Genomic DNA, 15,730 nt, shown 5'->3' with positions numbered 1-15,730 from the left:
TGACGGTCGTGATCGTTTCGTCGACCGTCATGATCGCTCATCGCTCATCGCTCATCGCTCATCGCTCATCGCTCATCGCTCATCGCCAGTCGACGGCGAAGGCACGGCCGGGATTCACCGTGAGCATCCGCTCCACCACCTCCGCACCGACGGCCGCCGCCAGCCGGGGCCCCACCCGCCGCAGCAGATACGGCATCCCCGGGCCGCCGTCCACCGAGCGGGCCGCGGCGGTCGTCGTGTCGCCGCCCAGCAGCAGCCGGTCGGCGAAACCGGCCTCCGCCAGGGCCCGTACCGCGTCCGGCATCCGCCAGTCCGTGGCGTGATGGGCGCGGGACGGCCCGTCGAAGGCGAGGTAGCAACCTGAGGCCGCCGCCTGGAGATGGACCACGGAGTCGGGGGAGCGGTTGAGGTGCCCCAGGATCACGCGGTGCGGCGGCACGCCCAACTCGCCGGACAGCAGCTCCAGTACGTCCAGCGCGCCGGTGCCCAGCTCCAGGTGCACCGCGATCGGCGCGCCCGTCGCGTGGTGCGCCTCGGCCGCCGCCGTCATCGTCCAGCGCGCGTGCGCGTCGAGGGCGTGGAAACCACCCGCGACCTTGATCAGCCCGGCCCGCACCCCCGATGTGCCGATGCCGTGGGTCAGTTCGGCGACGAAGACCTGCGCGAGGCGGGCACCGCGCAGCTCCGTGAGGACACGGTCGTCGTAGTGGGCGGCCTGATGGAGCCCGGTCGCGGCGACGACGGCGACCCCCGTCTCCCGCGCCAGCGGCGGCAGATCGGCGGCCCGTCGCCCCAGGCCGTACGGCGTCCACTGCACGACGGCGCCACCACCCTGGGCCCGGAAGGCGACCAGCTCCGCGCGGGCCGCGGACACGTCCCGCAGCTCCTGGCCCGGGAGTTGAGGACTGCCGAAGAAGAGATGGTCGTGCGCGTCGCACACCCCGAGCGTGCCGGGGTCCACATCGCCGAGCACCGTACGGACCGTGCTCACCACTGGCGCCCACGGGGCAGCAGGCCCAGGCCGGGCGCCGACAGATGCAGTACCTGGAAGACCTCGCCCTCGGCCTTGGGGGTGTCGTGCGCCCACAGCGAGAAGTGGACGAGCTCCCAACCGGACGTGTCGACGACGGCCGCCGCGAGCAGCGCCCCGTCCGTGTCCGCCAACCGCCTCGCCTCATCCGCCGCGTCCGCCGTGAACCCGGCCAACTCGACGCCGTCGGGGACGGGTTGGCGTCGCCGTACGGCGACCCGCGCGGGAGAGCCGGCGGCGCCGCCCTCCTCGTACGCCAGACCGGTCCACTGCCGCACCGACGGCCGCCCGAAGTCGTTGCTCACCCCCTGGAAACCGCCGTCCCAGAGGAAGGAGTTCATGCCCTCGACGGTGTTCCAGAGGTAGAACGGCGCGTACTGGTTCACGGGGGAGGCGTCCACGCCGCGCTCCCGCATCAGATAGGCCTTCAGGCCCAACCCGTCCCAGTGGTCGAGCAGATGTCCTTTGGCGGCGACACGGGCGCGGATGATGCCCATGTCGTAACTCGCGGGCAGCGTCAGCTCGTACTGCATGGCGTGCATGAACAATGCCTCCCGGCTATCGAGGTGCGAGGAGCGCCAGCAGCCCCCTGACGCCCGCGTCGAACGCGGCCGGCGACCCGGACGCGCGGGCCAGGACGTAACCGCCCTGGACGGTGGCGACGACCGTCGCCGCGATGGCCTCGCCGTCCAACGAGGGCGCGAACTGCCCCTGTTCCCTGCCCTCTTCGACGATCCCGGCGATCCGTTCCCGAAGCCAGTCGAGGGTCTCGTCGACCGGCGCGCGCAGCTCGTCGCTCGCGATGACGTCCGGATCCATGGTCAGTCGGCCGATCGGGCAGCCGCGCAGCACATCACGCTCACGCAGCAGATACGCCTCGATGCGCTCGTACGGCGTCCCCGGCCCGCCCAGTACTCCCTCCGCGGTGGCCCGCATCTCCTCGGCCGTCCGCCGGATCGCGGCCAGCGCGAGATCGGGCTTGCCCTTGAAGTGGTGGTACATGCTGCCCTGCCCGGCGCCGGACCGCTCCAGGATGGCCTTGGGGCTCATCCCGACGTAACCGCGCTCCCACAGCAGCTCGCGGGTGGACTCGATCAGTCGCTCCGGGGTGCTCATGAGTCCACTGTACATACTAGTAGTTACAGAAGGCCAGGGGCGTGGGAAGCAGTCCCGTGCATCTCTTGTACTCCCCGGGAGGTACCCGCACTGCCGCTGGCTGTACGACGACTCGGACCCCCGGCCGAAGCCACTCTCGAGACATCACCGGAACACCTCACTAGGGAGATGACCCGAGATGCAGACCCTGGCGCACTGGGACGGCGGGCCCGGCCCGTGGATCCTTCTCTTCCCGCTGATCTGGGCGGCCGTCGTCGTCGGCGCCGTCACCGTCCTGCGCCGCACGGTGTGGCGTGGCCGCGGTCCCCGCCGGTTCGCCGTCGACGACCACTCGCCCCTGACCGTGCTCGGCCACCGCTTCGCCTCCGGCGAGATCGACGAGGACGAGTACTGGCGCCGGCTCTCCGTCCTGGACGAGCAGTTCGGCCGCCGGACGGGCAAGGGTGGTGCGGCATGACCGTCACGACCGAGGTGCGCACCGCCGCACGCGTCGTCGACGCGGTCAAGGTGTACGGCGGTGGCGACACCGCCGTACGCGCCCTGGACGGCGTGAGCATCGCCTTCCCGGCCGGCCGCTTCACCGCGATCATGGGACCGTCCGGCTCCGGCAAGTCCACCCTCATGCACTGCGCGGCGGGCCTCGACACGCTCAGCGCGGGCGCCGCGTACATCGGCGACACCGAACTGGGCTCCTTGGACGACCGCCGCCTCACCCTGCTGCGCCGCGACCGGGTCGGTTTCGTCTTCCAGGCGTTCAACCTGGTGCCGACGCTGACCGTCCGGGAGAACATCACCCTTCCCCTCGACCTGGCCGGCGGCAAGGGCGACCAGGAGTGGATCGACGCCCTGATCGACGTCGTCGGCCTCCGTGACCGGCTGCACCACCGTCCCTCCGAGCTCTCCGGCGGCCAGCAGCAACGCGTGGCCGTGGCACGGGCGTTCGCCGGGCGGCCGGACGTCGTGTTCGCCGACGAGCCGACCGGCAACCTCGACTCCCGCTCCGGCGGGGAGGTCCTCGGCCTCCTCGGCCGCACGGTGCGCCACACGGCCCGTACGGTCGTCATGGTCACCCACGACCCCGTGGCCGCCGCCCACGCGGACGAGGTCGTGTTCCTCGCGGACGGGCGCCTGGTGGACCGGATGACCGCACCGACCGCCGAACGGGTCCTGGACCGCATGAAGGCCTTCGACACGGGGACCGGCTCCCCGGTCTCGGAGGTGCCGTCATGAACGCCGCCGTACGCCTGAGCGTGTCGTCCCTGCGTGCCCACAAGCGGCGGTTCGCCGGAACCTTCCTGGCCGTGTTCCTCGGCGTGGCGTTCCTGGCCGGCACCCTCGTCATGGGGGACACGCTGCGTGCCAGCTTCGACACGATGTTCGGGCGGGCCACCAGCGGCACGGACGCCGTGGTCCGCAGCGCCGACGCCATCACCACCCCCGGCGAGAGCCAGGGCGTCCGGCAGCCGGTCCCCGTGGACCTGGTGAACGCCGTCGAGAAGGTCCCCGGCGTGGCCGCGGCGGCCCCCAGCATCCAGGGCGCCGGGCAGCTCGTCGGCGCCGACGGCGACCCCATCGGCGGCCAGGGCCCGCCCACCCTCGCCGGCAACTGGATCGCCGACCCCGAGCTCAACGCCTACCAACTCGCCGAGGGACGCGCCCCGGCCAGGTCGGGCGAGGTCGTCATCGACCGCGGCACGGCCGGGCGGGGCGGCCTGCACCTCGGCGACACGACGGTCCTGCGCACCCCCGACCCCGTGAAGGTGACCGTCGTCGGCCTCGCGACCTTCGGCGGCGAGGACGGCATGGCCCAGGTGACCTTCACCGGTATGACCCAGGCGGACGCCGAGAAATACCTGACGGCCCGCCCGGGCGAGGCGTCGACCATCCAGGTCCGGGCCGCTCCCGGCATCGGTCAGGAGCAGCTCGTCGACCGACTGACGTCCGTACTCCCCAAGGGAGTCGAGGCCATCACCGGCCAGGAGTCGGCCGAGGAGAACACCGAGATGATCTCCAGCCAGTTCCTGACCGTCTTCACCCTTTTCCTCCTCGTCTTCTCCGGCGTGGCCCTCCTGGTCGCCACGTTCTCCATCCACAACACCTTCGCGATCGTCGTCGCCCAACGCACCCGCGAGAACGCCCTGTTGCGCGCCCTGGGCGCCTCCCGCCGTCAGCTCACCGCGTCAACGCTGGTGGAAGCCACCGCCGTTGCGGTGACCGCCTCCCTGGCGGGCCTCGCGGGCGGCGTGGGCGTCGCCGCGGGCCTCCAGGCCCTGTTCCCGGCGATCGGATTCCCCTTCCCCGAGGGCGACCTGGTGGTGAGCGGGCTGTCGATGCTGCTACCGCTCGCCGTGGGCGTCGTGGTCTGCCTGGGCTCCGCGCTCATGCCCGCCGTACGGGCGGGCCGCACCGCCCCGATGGCAGCGCTGCGCGAAACGGCCGTCGACACCTCCGGCGCCTCCCGCGCCCGGACCGTCACCGGCCTGGGACTGGCCGCCCTGGCCCTGGGAACGACGATCAGCGGCGTCCTGCTCTCCCCGTCCCTCTGGCTCGCGGGCACCGGCGCCGTCCTCGCCCTCGCCGCGTTCGTCGTTCTCGGCCCGACCGCCGCCACCACGGCCGTCCGCGTCCTGGGGAGCCCCCTGGACCGGCTGCGTGGAGTCACGGGCGGCCTGGCGCGCCGCAACGCCCTGCGCAGTCCCCGGCGCACGGCGGCCACGGCCGGCGCGCTGATGATCGGCGTGGCCGTCGTCTCCCTCTTCACGGTCTTCGCGGCCTCCCTCAAGGCGACGATGGACCAGACCGTCTCCCGCTCCTTCGCCGGTGACGTGGCCATCAGCACCCCCGGTTTCGGCGCGGGCGGCAGCGGCCTGAGCCCCCGCCTCGCGGGCGCCGTGTCCCGGCTGCCCGAGGTGGACACCGCGGTCGGCCTCGGCCGCGGAGTCGCCGAGGTCGACGGCAGGGGAAGGGCCCTGACCGTCACCGACCCCCTCGCCCTGCAACGCACCTTCGACCTGGGCGGGATCAAGGGCACCCTGACCGGCCTGGGCACCGACGGCCTCGCCGTCACCGCGGGGGAGGCCGCGAAGCAGGGCCTCACGACCGGTGACACGACACGACTCACCTTCACGGACGGCACGTCCAAGAGCTTCACGGTCCGCGCCGTCTACGGCCGGTCCGAACTGGCGGGCGACTACGTCATCACGCGGGCCGCCTGGCAACCGCACCGCACCCAGGACACCGACACCTTGGTGGCGGTCGCCTTCAAGGACGGTGTGAGCACCGCCGAGGGCAAGGCGGCCGTGGCGAAGGTGGCCGCACAGTACGGCGACCCGAGCGTCCAGACCCGCGACGAGTACGCCCAGTCCTCGGCCGGAGGGATCGACATGATGCTCACCCTCGTCTACGCCCTGCTGGCCCTCGCGGTGCTGATCGCACTGCTGGGCATCGCCAACACCCTCACCCTCGCGATCCACGAGCGCACCCGCGAACTGGGCCTGCTCAGGGCGGTGGGCCAGACTCGCGCCCAACTGCGCGCGATGGTCCGCTGGGAGTCGGTCCTGGTGGCGGCCTTCGGCACGGTGGGCGGCCTGGCCCTGGGCGCCTTCCTGGGCTGGGTCCTGGTCAAGGCCTCCGACGGCGCGAGCGACACCGCGTTCGCCTTCGCCGTCCCACCGGGCCGGCTCGCCGTGGTCGCCCTGGTGGGCCTCGCCGCGGGCGCCCTGGCCGGCTGGCGGCCGGCGACCCGGGCGGCCCGCCTGAACGTCCTGCGGGCCATAGCCACCGACTGAGACCTCGAACGGCAAGCGATCCACAAGAAGGTCGTCACCGCCCGGTCAGCCGACAACGGCCGACCGGGCGGGAGCATGTGCGGCCCTGTGGCCGTCGACGGAGTGCTCGAACTCGGCGAACACCCGCTCGGTCTTCTCCCCACCGGTCCGCCGAGACGGCCGCGAGGTACCGGCGCCCACGACGGCGGGCGCGGAGAGCGCGAACCACACGACCTTGCCCTCGTCCCCCTCCGCCCGCACTCCCCAGCTCTCACTGACGGCGGCCACCATCGCCAGTCCACGTCCACACGTGGCGAGCGAGTCGTCGTCCGTCATGGTGTCCACGGCCGGCAGACGCGGGTCGTGGTCGTGCACCGAGACCGTGAGCCGGTCGAGCAGCAGCTCGATCTCCACGGTGCACATCTTGTCGGGCTGGGCGTGGCGGTGGACGTTGGTCAAAAGCTCTGTCACACCGAGCGCCGCCCGGTCTATGAGTGGGTCCAGATGCCAGTAGCGCAACTGCGCAGAGACGATTCTGCGGACCTGGCCGATCCGCGACGGCAGAGCCTGAAGCTCTACCGTGCAATGCCTGCTTGGGTGACTGATCACGGCTGCGACTCCCCGACTGAGAGGTCCGGAAGAACACGGAGTTCGGATCGATCCAACAGGGGCCCCGCGTGGAGATCGGCCGCCTGCCGTCGTGCCCGGCGGGCTGGTTCGCAGCGTTATCGCCGGTAAACCCAGAGTGACGTGTGAACAGCGTGACTCAGGGGGTCAGGTACCGCAACTCGCGGTGACTCACCCCGGGCGTCCCGCGGCCTTCCGTACCGCCTCGATGAACCGGCGTGCCGCCGGCGGCCCCGGCTCGCCCGGAGCGGGGTCGTGGTCGCCGAGCGTCAGCAGGTACCGCTTGCCGTTGAGGTCGGCCAGCGCCCTGTCGTCGGCGGCGAACCAGGGCTTGGAGGCGCGCACCGCCTGCACCGGCGCGCTGTCGATCTCGCTGCCGTAGCTGGTGAGCAGTTCCAGTCTGCCGTCGCTGATCCGCACCTGTCCGGCCCGGGTGAGGGAGCGCAGCCGCTTCCCGATCCGCACGCCCGTGGCCGTGAACTCCGGTTCCGCCATGCCTCCCCGCCCCCTAGTGCGCCCTCGTCGGGCCGGCTCGCGATCCTGCGTGGGTCCTGAACCGGCTGTCTGTGTGATCCAGTGTGCGCCCCCGTCGGGGACCCACGTCCCGTCCGGTGAAGTCTGCCCGCACCCGGCGTCGAGCACCAGTACGCATGACGGGCTCGGACCGAGCGCCCGGAGCACTCGTCCGAATGCGCCCCCATGACACCGAGAGGCGCGTCCCCCAGGGAGGTCTTTGGGGTGCTCAAAGGTGTGTTTATGCAGGTGAGAAGCGTGCGGAAGGTGCTTATGATCGATGCGTCGACAGCGCGACCCGCCGTCGACGCCACCTCTTAGGAGACCCGCTGTGAGCACTCCCCAGCAGACCCGGACGGGCGAGACCCTCGACACCCTCGACATCGACCGCAGCGACGCCGCGTACCGCGGCTGGCTGAAAGAGGCCGTCCGAAAGGTCCAGGCCGACGCCAACCGCTCGGCCGACACGCATCTCCTGCGCTTCCCGCTGCCGGAGCGGTGGGGCATCGACCTGTACCTGAAGGACGAGTCGACCCACCCCACCGGCAGCCTCAAGCACCGACTGGCCCGCTCCCTCTTCCTCTACGGCCTGTGCAATGGCTGGATCCGTCCGGACCGCCCGGTGATCGAGGCGTCCAGCGGCTCGACGGCGGTCTCCGAGGCCTACTTCGCCGGGCTGATCGGCGTGCCCTTCATCGCCGTCATGCCGCGCACGACGAGCGCCGAGAAGATCCGACTGATCGAGTTCCACGGCGGGCAGTGCCACTTCGTGGACGACCCACGCAAGATGTACGAGGAGTCGGCCCGCCTCGCGGTCGACACCGGCGGCCACTACATGGACCAGTTCACCTACGCGGAACGGGCCACGGACTGGCGCGGCAACAACAACATCGCCGAATCCGTCTTCCGGCAACTGGAGTTGGAGCGGTTCCCGGAGCCCGCGTGGATCGTCGCCACGGCCGGCACCGGCGGTACCTCGGCGACCATCGCCCGCTACGTCCACTACACCCAGCGGGACACCCGCATCTGTGTCGCCGACCCGGAGAACTCCTGTTTCTTCGAGGGCTGGACCACCGGCGATCCGGACGTCACCTGTGACTGCGGCTCGCGTATCGAGGGCATCGGCCGGCCGCGCATGGAACCGAGCTTCGTGCCCGGTGCCGTCGACCGGATGATGAAGGTCCCGGACGCGGCCAGCGTCGCCGCCGTACGCGCCCTGGAGCGGGCCATCGGCCGCAAGGCGGGCGGTTCGACCGGGACCGGGCTGTGGAGCGCGCTGAAGATCGTCGCCGAGATGGTGGCCGAAGGACGGCAGGGGAGCGTGGTGACCCTGCTGTGCGACCCGGGCGACCGCTACCTCGACAAGTACTACTCGGACACATGGCTGGCCGAACAGGGCCTGGACATCACGCCGTACAGCGCGGCGATCGACTCGCTGCTGGAGACGGGCGTCTGGCCCTGCTGAGAACCGCCGGTCCCTATGCGGTCAGCCGCCGGTCCAGTGCGGCGGCCGCGTCCCGGAACGCGCGCCCCACGCCGGGCGCCGCGAGCCTCGCGGCGAAGCGGTAGGCGGCCGTGCCGTCCGTGGCGAACGTCCAGCGCACATGGGTGCCGGTGCCCGAGGGGGCGAGCCGCCACTCCTCGACGAGGGCCCGGACGCCGGGCACATTGCCGACGTCGACGCGGTAGGCGTACACCTCCGGCTCCTTGGCCGCGATGATCGTCTCCTGGAAACGCCCGCCGCCCTTGAGGTGTATCTCGCGCGTGGTGCCGTCGCCGGTGGGCCGGGCCAGCGTCACCGCGGCGAACCACTCGGTCCACCCCGGCACATCATCGGCGAGCGCCCGGAAGACCTGCTCCGGAGGCGCGGACATCTCCCGTGCGAAGACCAGCCGTACGGGCGCCGACTCGACGAAGTCGAGCCCCACCTCGCGCAGTTGGTGCGCCATGGACCACACCCTCCTCGTGCCGGACATCATGACCAACGGAGGGTGTCACCGTAGTTGACGCACCATCAACTGTCTGTAGCGCCTCAGCCCTCGCCCGCCACCACCAGCCGCCGCAGATGCTCGGCGACCTCCTCGCGCGCCGCGGCCGGCAGCCCCGCGTCCGTCACCAGCGTGTCGACCTGCTCCAGCGCCGCGAACGAACTCAGGCCCACCGTGCCCCACTTGGTGTGGTCGGCGACCACCACGACCCGGCGCGCCGACTGCACCAGCCGGCGGTTGGTCTCCGCCTCCGCGAGGTTCGGCGTGGACAGGCCGGCCTCGACCGATATGCCGTGGACACCGAGGAAGAGCACATCGAAGTGGAGCGCCGCGATGGCCTGGTCGGCGACCGGGCCCACCAGCGAGTCGGACGGGGTGCGCACACCGCCGGTCAGCACGACCGTGGCCGCCCCCTGCCGCGGACCCGAGGTGCGCTGGGCCGCGTGGAACACGTCGGCCACCCGCACCGAGTTGGTGACGACCGTGAGATCGGCGACGTCCAGCAGATGATGGGCCAGCGCGTACGTCGTCGTACCGCCCGACAGGGCGATCGCGCTGCCCGGCGCGACCAGTTCGGCCGCCGCGCGCGCGATGTCCTCCTTGGCCGTCAGCTCCAGGCCCGACTTGGCCTCGAAACCCGGCTCGTGCGTGCTCGCCTCGACCACCGGCACCGCGCCGCCGTGCACCTTCTCCAGGACACCCTGGCGGGCCAGCGCGTCGAGGTCGCGGCGCACCGTCATGTCCGACACGCCGAGCTTGCGCGTCAGCTCGTTGACCCGGACACCGCCGCGCCGCCGCACCTCGTCCAGGATGAGGGCGCGCCGCTGCTCCGCGAGGAGGTTCTGATTCTCACTCACGTACGCTCCGGTCCTTTCGCCGCAATCCGTTCGACACGCCCGGCGACCTGCTCCCACCAGCCCGCGGACGTCTCATCCTCGCACGTCACCGTACGGGTCGCGGCACCGACTGTCACGACGCGCGCATGTCACCTTCACCCCATCGTTCTCCCGCCCGTCACACGGATCGGGGAGATTCCGTGACGAGGGGTGTACGAGGCCGCCCCAGCGGAGATCCTTGAGCCCGCACCGACACATGCCGACGGCGCGTCACGGGGGAAGTGCGAACAGTGGAACGTGCGCAGGAACGTGCCTCGACGACCGGCTCCGCCCTGGAGCTGCTGGTCCACGGGGTGGGCGGTACGACGCCCGAGAAGATGCTCGACGATCCGCGGACCGTGCGGATCACCGGCGACGACACGGCGGCCGTGTTCCGGCGCGCCGAGGACGTCGACGCCGACACCGGACAGCCGAAGGACCCGCGCCAGGAGCCGGTGCCCGAGGCCTACGTCTGGTGCAATCTGACCTCCGGCAACTCCTCCCGCGCGCTGTGGCTGTTGCTGCTGCCCTTCATGGTGGTCAACCTCGCCCACTGGATGCGCCCCGCCGCCCGCGGCCGCACCCGCACGGTCCGCCTGTACGGGCTGCTGGTGCGGCTCACCGCCCTCACCCTGACCGTGCTGCTGGTCGCGGCCGTCTGCGAGGTCGCGCTCGACCTCGCCGCCTGGCAGTGCGCGGGCACGCGCGCGTGCGCCGACCGCCACTCCTGGCTCGGCTTCCTGTCACCGACCGTCTCCGACGGCGGCTGGTGGAGCGGCCCCGGCCGCCGCCTCGCGCTCGCCGCCCTGCTGCCCGCCGCGCTGACCGCCCTGCTCTGGTACCTGTCCCACCGCACCTGGAACGCGTACGAGTCCCAGCAGCCCCTGACCCGCCCGGCCGAGCACGACGAGGACACCGCCCGCACCGCGCTGGGCCGCCCCGGCTTCTGGTACGGCCGCCGGCTGGTGGCCCGGCTGCGCGCCGCCCACACCGCCGCGGCCCTGCTCACGGTCGCCGCGGCCGTCGCCTCCGCGGCGGCCCGCTTCGACCGGCGCGCGGGCGGACCCGCCCCGCTCGACATCCTCGGGCTGCTCCTGCTCGGGGCGATCGCCGTCGGCGCGGTCGTCGTGGTGGGGGTGGTCTGCCGCCGCGGCCGCAGCGAGAACCGTCTCGACCGCGAGCTCGACGAACGTCTCGTACGACGTCTGCCGCTCGCCGCGCTCGCCCTGCTCCTGCTCACCCTGGTGTACGCCGGTTGGGACCGGCCGGGATGGGAGTCGCGGGGGCGGCTGCCGGGGGACACCACCTTCGGCGCCCTCGCCCTCGCCCAGGGGTTGATCGTGATCGTCATGGCCGTCGTCGCCCAGGCCCTGCACCGCACGCATCCCGACCCGCGCGCCGCGATGCGCGGCCTCGGCGGCCCCGCGGTCGCCATGCTGGCCTGTGCGCTCGGCGGGGTGATGTCCGGCGGCGTCTCCCAGCGGGTCGCCGACTGGCTGGACGGCACCGGGGCCTCGATCCCGGGTCCGCCGGTCCTGCTGACCTGGCAGGCGTCCGTGATCCCGCCGCTGCTCGTCGTCCTGCTCGTGCTGGGCGGCTGGCTGGGCCGGCGCGCCTGGCTGCTGCGCCGGGCCGAGCTGACCGCCATCGACACCGACTACCCGGACGAACCCAAGGACCGGGCCCGCACCCGGAGCATCGCCACCGCCCGTGCCCTGGCCACCCTCACCGACCGCGCCCCGCGCATCCTCGCCGTCACCTCCGCCACCACCCTGCTCCTGGGCGCCGGCGCCCTGGTCGGCGCCATGACGACGGAGCAGGTACCGGCCGAGGCGGCGGGAGACTCGTACGCCGTCCTCCAGGGCGCCGCCGACACCGCGCAGGCGCTCGGCTCCTGGCTGATCGGGTTCGGCTTCATACTCTTCGTCACCTGGGGCAGACGCGCCTACAAGGACCCCTCCGCGCGCCGCACCATCGGCATCCTGTGGGACGTCGGCACCTTCTGGCCGCGCGCCGCCCACCCTTTCGCCCCGCCCTGCTACGCCGAGCGCGCCGTGCCCGACCTGACCTGGCGGATGGCCACCTGGACGCGGGCCACCGGCGGCCGGCTGGTGATCTCCGGACACTCCCAGGGCAGCGTCCTCGCCGCCGCGGCGGCCTGGCAGCTGACCCCCGCCGACCGCAGACGGGTCGCCCTGCTCACCTACGGCTCACCGCTGGAGCGCCTTTACGGCCGCTGGTTCCCGGCGCACTTCGGACCGGCGGCGCTGAGCGCCCTGCACCACGACGTCGCCTGCTGGCGCAATCTGTACCGGCCGACCGACCCGATCGGCGGCCCCATGCGCCTGTCCGGCGAATGCGGCCCCGAGGTCGACCACGAACCCCTCCCGGACCCGCTGGCCTACGGCCGCACCGACCGGCATCCGCTGCCCGCACCGATCCTGGGCCACTCCGACTACCAGGCGGACCCGGCGTTCGCGCGAGAGCGGGCGAAACTGCTGGCCAGACTGCGACCGGACGTGCCGGCGCAGCGCTAGCCGTCGCACGGGTGCGGAGGTGCCGGCGCGGTGCCGGCACCTGGTCAGGGGAGTTCCGGCAGGTCCTCCGGGAACAGCAGGGTCAGGTCGTCCGTGCTCGGTTCCGCGACCTGGGCGACCCGGCTCGCGTGCCGCTCCACCATCGCCTCGAAGGTCTGGCGGGCGGTGCGGCCGTTGCCGAAGGCGGGGCCCTTCGGGATCGCCGTCAAGTACTTCAGCAGGGCCTCCGGCGCGCCCGGCGCCAGCCGGTACTCGTGCTCGTCGGCCTGCTGCTCCACGATCCGCAGCAGCTCGTCCGGGGAGTAGTCACCGAAGGTGATGGTCCGTGAGAAGCGGGACGCCACACCGGGGTTGACCGACAGGAAGCGCTCCATCTCGGCCGTGTAGCCCGCGACGATCACCACGACCGCGTCCCGGTGGTCCTCCATCAGCTTCACCAGCGTGTCGATGGCCTCCTTGCCGAAGTCACGGCCCGAGTCCTCCGGCGACAGCGCGTACGCCTCGTCGATGAACAGCACCCCGCCCCGCGCCCTGTCGAAGGCCTCCTGGGTGCGGATGGCCGTCGAGCCGATGTGCTCGCCGACCAGGTCGACACGGGACACCTCGACGAGATGGCCCTTCTCCAGCACACCGAGGGAGGCGAGGATCTCGCCGTAGAGCCGGGCCACCGTCGTCTTGCCGGTGCCCGGGGAGCCGGTGAAGACCAGGTGACGCTTGACGGACGCCGCCTTCAGACCGGCCTCCCGGCGGCGGCGGCCGACCTCGATCATGTCGGTGAGGGCGCGTACCTCGCGCTTGACGCTGTCGAGGCCGACCAGGGCGTCGAGTTCACCGAGCACGGCCTTCGAGGTGCGCGAGGGCTGTTCCGGCTCGGCGGGGGTGACCTGCGGTTCCTGTTCGGTGGCGCGCTGCCCGGGGATGGCGCCGAGCAGACCGGGGGAGAGGCTCGTCGTCTGTACGGCGGTCACCTGTGCGGCGGGGGGCGTCAGGCCCGCGCTCTCGTCGCTCGTGCAGTCCTCCACGACCGGACCGGTGCCGGACCCGGCGTCGGGGCCCGCGTCGGCGAACTCGTACCCGCCGCGCGCACACCGCTCCGTGCGGCACTTGCGCAGCGTCGTACGGCAGCCGTCTATGACATGGAAGCCGTACCCGGAGCTGCCCGTGACCCGGCAGTTGAGGAAGCTGCCCCGGCCGCCCGCGGAGACGTAGAAACCGGCCTCGGCGGGGGAGTCGACGGTGCAGCGCTCGATGGTGGGGTCGGCGCCCTTGGTGACGATCACGCCGGTCTGGGTGCCGTCCACGGTGCAGTTGTTGAGGGTGCCGCCGCTGCCGTGGTCGCGGAACCAGGCGCCGGTCGCCGCGTCGCGGATGCGGCAGTCGTCGAGCTGGGCGGTGGCGCCGTCGCTCACCGACACAGCCGTGTTGCGCACCTGGGAGAGATCGCTGTCGACGACGTCCGCGCGGGAGCCGCGGTCGAGGACGAACAGCGCGTCCGGCACGTCGTGCACCCGGCAGGAGTCGAGGACCGCGGTCGCGCCGTCGCTGACCCACACCGCGGGATAGTCGCCGGTGCTGTCGAAGATCTCGCACTGGTTGGCGTCCACGCGCGTGCCCGGGTCCCACACCGACAGGCCGTTGCGCCCGAACTGACGCACCGTCGTGCGGGTCAGGGTCAGGACGGAGCGGGAACGCAGGTCCACCGCGTTCTCCGGGATGTCGTGGATCCGGCAGTCGGCCAGCGTCAGCACCGCGTCCGTGTCGAGCGTGACCCCGTCGGCGGTGGTGCGGTGCACATCGCAGTCGGTGAGGTGCGCGCTGGCCCGGCCGGTGATCTGGACGCCGCTGCCGCGGACCTCGTAGATCTCGCAACCGACCGCTTCCAGCGCGGAGTTCTCCCCGGTCGCCGTCAGGCCCGGGCCCGAGGCGTGGTGCACCCGGCAGCGCTCCAGACGGGGGTGGGCGCCGCCGCGGACCGCGACACCGGCCTGCCCGGCCGCGACGACCTCGCACTCCTCGAACACGCCGCCCCCGCCGTCGACCACGGCGATGCCGATGCCGGCGGGATTGTCGACCGTGCACCGCCGCACGGTGGGGCGGGCGCCGCCGCGCACCTCGATGCCGGCCGCGGACCGGGTGACGATCCGGATGTCCGTCAGCTCCGGGGTGCCCTCCTCGACCAGCAGCGCCGGGGCCGCCGCGTCCTGGCCCTCCACATGCAGGTCCTGCACCACGGCCGAGGCCCGCACCGTGAGCGGCACCCCGTCCAGGGGGGCGATGCGCACCGAACCGGGGGAGCCCTCGGGGCCGCGCAGGGTCACCGCCCGCTGCACCACGAGGTTCTCGCGGTAGGTGCCGGGGGCGACGGTGAGGACGTCGCCGTCGGCCGCGGCCTCCAGGGCGGCGGCGAGCGACGCGTACTCACCCGTGCGGCGCCGCCACCTCGAAGTGCCGGTGTGCGTCACCTGGACCGTGCCCTGTGCCATGGCGTTGCTGTGCCCCCACCTCGTGGTACGCGGGTTGGATGCCGAATGCCTCGGCCGGTCCACCGTAGCGTGCGCGCACGCGGTGGGTTGACCAGAGTGGGAAGGCGGTCAGCTGCCGGTCCCGGTCCTGCCCCAGTCCGGGCCCGCCTCGGCCCAGGCCTGGTCCCAACGGGCGTACCGGCGGCGGACCATGCGCCAGACGATCAGCCGTCTGCCGCCCTCGACGAGACCGATGCCGAGCAGGGCCGCGCCGACTCCGGCGAGGACGGCGTGGGTGGTCGCGGTCGCGGAGTCCAGCGGGCGGGCCACTATGCGGCCGTGGGCGTCCGTCCACATCGTGAAGTGGTCGCCGCTGTGCGGGTGTTTGAGGTTCGCCATGGCCGGGCCGTGCTGGGTGGTGCCGTCCGGCGCGGTCCAGTCGGCGACGACGCGGCTGCGCAGGTCCCGCCCGGTGGTCGTCTCGGGATCGGCGTCCAGCGGCGAGCGGTCCAGGGCGCGGGCCACGGTGGCGGTGACCAGGTGGCGGGACTTCTGCTGCTGGCGCACGGACTCCTGGAGCGCGTCCTGGGCGACACCGCCGACGACCGCGCCGGCCAGCGGCGTGACGACCAGGATGAGCAGCAGGGCCGCGAGGGCGACCCAGGCCTCGGCGAGGTCGGTCGCACGGCGCAGCGGATTGTGCCGCCAGCGCCAGAGTCCGCTGATCGCTCGCACCGTCCGCACCCCCTTCCCGCTCCGTGATAACCCTCGGTACGGCATTTCACCCGCGGGACCGGTCGAAGAGAGAGCGAAAT

The 15,730-nt window shown here is 72.6% G+C and carries 14 protein-coding genes; 5 read left to right on the top strand and 9 right to left on the bottom strand.

The genetic code is table 11. The annotated features are described in order from the left end of the window. Nucleotides 1-79: 79 nt before the first annotated feature. The 3 genes from OG866_RS05670 to OG866_RS05660 are packed head-to-tail and all read right to left on the bottom strand — an operon-like array spanning nt 80 to nt 2,161. Entirely contained in the window at nt 80-991 is a 912-nt protein-coding gene (locus OG866_RS05670) for a phosphotriesterase family protein (protein WP_329332322.1), read from the bottom strand. Further along, the gene (locus OG866_RS05665; RefSeq protein WP_329332321.1) at nt 988-1,572 is read right to left on the bottom strand and encodes a DUF4865 family protein; all 585 of its coding nucleotides are present in this window, start codon (nt 1,570-1,572) and stop codon (nt 988-990) included. The genes OG866_RS05670 and OG866_RS05665 overlap by 4 nt, the downstream gene beginning before the upstream one ends. A gap of 16 nt (nt 1,573-1,588) precedes the next feature. Beyond that, nucleotides 1,589-2,161: a TetR/AcrR family transcriptional regulator gene (locus tag OG866_RS05660; protein WP_329332320.1), complete on the bottom strand. Its 573-nt coding sequence runs from the start codon at nt 2,159-2,161 to the stop codon at nt 1,589-1,591. A gap of 163 nt (nt 2,162-2,324) precedes the next feature. Here OG866_RS05660 and OG866_RS05655 point away from each other — a divergent pair, with 163 nt between their 5' ends. The 3 genes from OG866_RS05655 to OG866_RS05645 are packed head-to-tail and all read left to right on the top strand — an operon-like array spanning nt 2,325 to nt 5,934. After that, entirely contained in the window at nt 2,325-2,603 is a 279-nt protein-coding gene (locus OG866_RS05655; RefSeq protein WP_329332319.1) for an SHOCT domain-containing protein, read from the top strand. Continuing rightward, nucleotides 2,600-3,376 (top strand): ABC transporter ATP-binding protein, encoded by a 777-nt coding sequence (locus tag OG866_RS05650; protein ID WP_329332318.1) that lies wholly within the window; start codon nt 2,600-2,602, stop codon nt 3,374-3,376. The genes OG866_RS05655 and OG866_RS05650 overlap by 4 nt, the downstream gene beginning before the upstream one ends. Further along, nucleotides 3,373-5,934, top strand: coding sequence for an ABC transporter permease (locus tag OG866_RS05645; RefSeq protein ID WP_329332317.1), 2,562 nt, complete (start codon nt 3,373-3,375; stop codon nt 5,932-5,934). Before OG866_RS05650 ends, OG866_RS05645 begins: the two co-directional genes overlap by 4 nt. A gap of 45 nt (nt 5,935-5,979) precedes the next feature. On the opposite strand, the gene OG866_RS05640 is transcribed toward OG866_RS05645, so the two are convergent. Together OG866_RS05640 and OG866_RS05635 are read right to left on the bottom strand one after the other, a co-directional pair. After that, nucleotides 5,980-6,522 (bottom strand): ATP-binding protein, encoded by a 543-nt coding sequence (locus OG866_RS05640; protein ID WP_329332316.1) that lies wholly within the window; start codon nt 6,520-6,522, stop codon nt 5,980-5,982. A 189-nt stretch (nt 6,523-6,711) separates the two neighbouring features. Beyond that, nucleotides 6,712-7,035, bottom strand: a complete 324-nt coding sequence (locus OG866_RS05635; RefSeq protein ID WP_329332315.1) for a hypothetical protein — start codon at nt 7,033-7,035, stop codon at nt 6,712-6,714. 349 nt (nt 7,036-7,384) lie between these two features. Here OG866_RS05635 and OG866_RS05630 point away from each other — a divergent pair, with 349 nt between their 5' ends. Next, on the top strand, nt 7,385-8,518 hold the full coding sequence (locus OG866_RS05630) for a PLP-dependent cysteine synthase family protein (RefSeq protein ID WP_329332314.1): 1,134 nt from the start codon (nt 7,385-7,387) through the stop codon (nt 8,516-8,518). Nucleotides 8,519-8,531: 13 nt separating this feature from the next. Here OG866_RS05630 and OG866_RS05625 read toward each other — a convergent pair whose 3' ends face one another. Both OG866_RS05625 and OG866_RS05620 read right to left on the bottom strand, forming a co-directional pair. Further along, the gene (locus OG866_RS05625) at nt 8,532-9,002 is read right to left on the bottom strand and encodes an SRPBCC family protein (RefSeq protein ID WP_329332313.1); all 471 of its coding nucleotides are present in this window, start codon (nt 9,000-9,002) and stop codon (nt 8,532-8,534) included. 83 nt (nt 9,003-9,085) lie between these two features. After that, entirely contained in the window at nt 9,086-9,898 is an 813-nt protein-coding gene (locus OG866_RS05620) for a DeoR/GlpR family DNA-binding transcription regulator (protein WP_329332312.1), read from the bottom strand. Between the two features lie 269 nt (nt 9,899-10,167). Here OG866_RS05620 and OG866_RS05615 point away from each other — a divergent pair, with 269 nt between their 5' ends. Beyond that, a complete protein-coding gene (locus OG866_RS05615; RefSeq protein ID WP_329332311.1) occupies nt 10,168-12,453 on the top strand; it encodes a hypothetical protein in 2,286 nt (761 codons plus the stop codon). Nucleotides 12,454-12,497: 44 nt separating this feature from the next. On the opposite strand, the gene OG866_RS05610 is transcribed toward OG866_RS05615, so the two are convergent. Further along, on the bottom strand, nt 12,498-14,936 hold the full coding sequence (locus tag OG866_RS05610; RefSeq protein ID WP_329332310.1) for a right-handed parallel beta-helix repeat-containing protein: 2,439 nt from the start codon (nt 14,934-14,936) through the stop codon (nt 12,498-12,500). A gap of 108 nt (nt 14,937-15,044) precedes the next feature. Continuing rightward, a complete protein-coding gene (locus OG866_RS05605) occupies nt 15,045-15,650 on the bottom strand; it encodes an Rv1733c family protein (RefSeq protein ID WP_329332309.1) in 606 nt (201 codons plus the stop codon). Nucleotides 15,651-15,730 lie beyond the last annotated feature (80 nt).

It is taken from the genome of Streptomyces sp. NBC_00663 (assembly GCF_036226885.1).
GTDB lineage: Bacteria > Actinomycetota > Actinomycetes > Streptomycetales > Streptomycetaceae > Streptomyces.
This window is presented reverse-complemented; position numbering and strand designations above follow the sequence as displayed.

Coding starts and splice junctions, on each gene's coding strand:
- OG866_RS05655 (WP_329332319.1), top strand. CDS start 2,325: ATGCAGACCCTGGCGCACTGGGACGGCGGGCCCGGCCCGTGGATCCTT.
- OG866_RS05645 (WP_329332317.1), top strand. CDS start 3,373: ATGAACGCCGCCGTACGCCTGAGCGTGTCGTCCCTGCGTGCCCACAAG.
- OG866_RS05610 (WP_329332310.1), bottom strand. CDS start 14,936: ATGGCACAGGGCACGGTCCAGGTGACGCACACCGGCACTTCGAGGTGG.
- OG866_RS05660 (WP_329332320.1), bottom strand. CDS start 2,161: ATGTACAGTGGACTCATGAGCACCCCGGAGCGACTGATCGAGTCCACC.
- OG866_RS05650 (WP_329332318.1), top strand. CDS start 2,600: ATGACCGTCACGACCGAGGTGCGCACCGCCGCACGCGTCGTCGACGCG.
- OG866_RS05635 (WP_329332315.1), bottom strand. CDS start 7,035: ATGGCGGAACCGGAGTTCACGGCCACGGGCGTGCGGATCGGGAAGCGG.
- OG866_RS05625 (WP_329332313.1), bottom strand. CDS start 9,002: ATGGCGCACCAACTGCGCGAGGTGGGGCTCGACTTCGTCGAGTCGGCG.
- OG866_RS05665 (WP_329332321.1), bottom strand. CDS start 1,572: ATGCACGCCATGCAGTACGAGCTGACGCTGCCCGCGAGTTACGACATG.